Origin of the sequence: Streptomyces sp. SID14436 (assembly GCF_010548465.1) — a bacterium.
GTDB lineage: Bacteria > Actinomycetota > Actinomycetes > Streptomycetales > Streptomycetaceae > Streptomyces.
The window spans coordinates 1-2,511 of record NZ_JAAGMD010000670.1; the positions used below are offsets into that span (position 1 = coordinate 1).

The window sequence follows — 2,511 nt, forward strand, 5'->3', positions numbered from 1 at the left end:
GCGGGCGCGCCGGCGGCCGGCTGCCGCCGGGCGGCGCGCCGTTCGTGCAGCAGGGCGGCGCCGGTCGCCAGTGCGCCGAGGCCCTCCCACACCGCGACGCCGAGGAACGCCTGCGGTGCCCTGCCGCCGGCCACCGCGACGGTGAACACCGTGCAGGTGAGGAGCCGGAACGGCACGGTCCACAGGTAGAAGGCACGCCAGTCGGCCAGCGCGGCGAGCACGTAGTACACGCCCATGTTGAGGGCCGCCATCGACGACGCGGTCACGAAGGCTGCCGTGTGGTCGCCGCTCCCCCGCGCGCCCGGCACAGCGAGACCGAGCAGCGACAGCTGCGCGGCCGGTGAGACCAGGCCGACGGCGCCGAGCGCCGCGGCGAGTACACCGAAGACGGCCATGGTCCAGCCCGAGGGCGAGCGGGGGATACGCACGCGGTGAGCGTAGCGATCAGGGCGCAGGCCGCAACCTGTTTGTCGATCGGCTCAGCGGCGCGCAGGGGCGCCGGCGCGGTTCAGCCCAGCGTCCACTTCTGGTTCGCTCCCCCGGTGCAGGTCCACAGTTGCAGCCTGGCGCCGTTGGCGGAGCTGTTGCCGGTGACGTCCACGCACTTGTCGGCCTGCGGGTTGACGATGTCGCGGGCCCCGGTGACGGTCCACTTCTGGTTGGGTCCGCCGGTGCAGTCCCACAGCTGCAACGGGGTGCCGTCCGCGGTGCCGTTGCCGGTGGCGTCCAGGCACTTGCCGAGGGCGCGCAGCGTGCCGTCGGCCCCGGCGGTCCACTGCTGGGCGGCCGTGCCGTTGCAGTCGTGGAGCTGCACCGGGGTGCCGTTGGCCGGATTCGCCCCGGCGACGTCGGCGCACTTGCCGGCGAGCCCCCTGACCGGGACGCCCCGGGCCGTGTCGCCGGTGGTCACCGAGACGTGGTCCACGACGAGTTGCTGCGGGAAGACGGTGGAGCCGTCGGGGTCGCCGGGCCAGTAGCCGCCGACCGCGAGGTTGAGGATGAGGAAGAACGGCTTGTTGAACACCCAGGTCCGGCCGCCCAGGTCGGCCGGGGTGCGCCGCTGGTAGACGGTGCCGTCCACGGACCAGGTGATGGAGTCGGGCGCCCAGTCGACGGCGAAGGTGTGGAAGTCGTCCGCGAAGGCCCGGCCGCCGGGCAGGGTGTAGGAGGCGCCGATGCCGCCGGAGCCGAAGTAGCCGGGGCCGTGCAGGGTGCCGTGGACGGTGGAGGGCTCGAAGCCGACGTTCTCCATGATGTCGATCTCGCCGGAGGCGGGCCAGTCGACCGGCATGCCCAGCATCCAGAAGGCGGGCCACATGCCCTGCCCGCGCGGGACCTTCATGCGGGCCTCGACGTGTCCGTACTGCGCGGTGAACTTCCCGGCCGTGTTGAGGCGGGCGGAGGTGTACTGGCAGGTGCCGTACCAGCACTGGTGGTTGGCGGGGTTCTCATTGCGGGCGGTGATGACGAGGTGGCCCTGGCCGTCCAGGGCGGCGTTCCTGGTGCCGCCCGTGTAGTACTGCCGCTCGTGGTTGTTCTCGTTGTCGCCGGTCTCCAGCTGCCACTTGGAGGAGTCGACCGCCGCTCCGGCCGGGCCGTCGAAGGTGTCCGAGAAGGTCACGGCCGTCGGGGCGGGGGCGTCGGCGGGTTCGGCCCGTGCGGTCCCGGTCGCTCCGGCGGCGACGAGGGCGGCGGACAGGGCGGCGGTCAGCCAGGTGCGGAGGGTGCGCGGAGAGGCCATGGCTCTCCCTTCCGTTCGGCGGACCGCGGGGCGGGCACGCCGGACCGAGGTGGTGGGGGGAAAGAGCGTCTCCTCTTGATTCAAGGCATGAGGTAAGGGGGCGTCAACACCTTGGTCCGGACCAGGCGTTCACATCCCCGCGGCCGGGCCCGGCCGCGGGGCGTGGACGGGCGTCAGGCCGTGCCGTCGCGTGAGGTGCGGTGCGCGCAGCCGGGGTCGTGGTCGGTCGCGCACGACGTCCACCACCGTTCGCAGCACGCGGCGTCCACCTCGACCCGGGCGAGCACCGCGGCGGCCGTGTCGCGCCAGGCCCCGCGCCGGCCCTCGCGCTCGCGCAGGACGGCGACGGCATGCCGCTCCTCCGCGATGACGCCCTCCCGGGCGACCCCGAGCACCGGGGCCAGACCGGCGACGGCCATGGCGAGGCTGGTCCAGAGGGGGACCGTGCCCCAGGTGCGCACGGTGCAGTAGGCGAGCCAGAGGGCGACGGCGACGTAGAGCGCGGAAAGGGTGCGGCTGCCTCTGCTCATGCCGGTCCTCCTCGATCCGTCGGGGAGCGCGCCGGACCGGACGGCGGCGTGGCTCGTCCGGGTCCCGGCGACTGCGGATGGAGTTCGGATGCCCGCGATGAACGGGACCATGACCTCCCGGGCCGCGGAACTTCAACCGGGCTCGCCTCAGAGGGAGTCGGGAGTCCCTGGCGTCCCGTCAGCCGCCGGGGCGACGCCGGCGGCGGCGCCGGGCGGCCCGCCGGGCGGGACCTTCGGGCG

3 protein-coding genes are annotated in these 2,511 nt (G+C 74.1%); all 3 read right to left on the reverse strand.

Features of this window, described 5'->3' with window-relative positions:
* On the reverse strand, positions 1-395 hold a 395-nt coding region (locus G3I53_RS23960; RefSeq protein WP_164438753.1), incomplete at its 3' end, for a hypothetical protein.
* Between the two features lie 113 nt (positions 396-508).
* A complete protein-coding gene (locus G3I53_RS23965) occupies positions 509-1,741 on the reverse strand; it encodes a family 16 glycosylhydrolase (protein ID WP_164333430.1) in 1,233 nt (410 codons plus the stop codon).
* A gap of 173 nt (positions 1,742-1,914) precedes the next feature.
* Positions 1,915-2,271 (reverse strand): hypothetical protein, encoded by a 357-nt coding sequence (locus G3I53_RS23970; protein ID WP_031102058.1) that lies wholly within the window; start codon positions 2,269-2,271, stop codon positions 1,915-1,917.
* Positions 2,272-2,511: the final 240 nt, after the last annotated feature.

What these genes read in the sequence shown, in the direction of transcription:
- G3I53_RS23965 (WP_164333430.1), bottom strand. Translation starts at nt 1,741, where the DNA reads ATGGCCTCTCCGCGCACCCTCCGCACCTGGCTGACCGCCGCCCTGTCC.
- G3I53_RS23970 (WP_031102058.1), bottom strand. Translation starts at nt 2,271, where the DNA reads ATGAGCAGAGGCAGCCGCACCCTTTCCGCGCTCTACGTCGCCGTCGCC.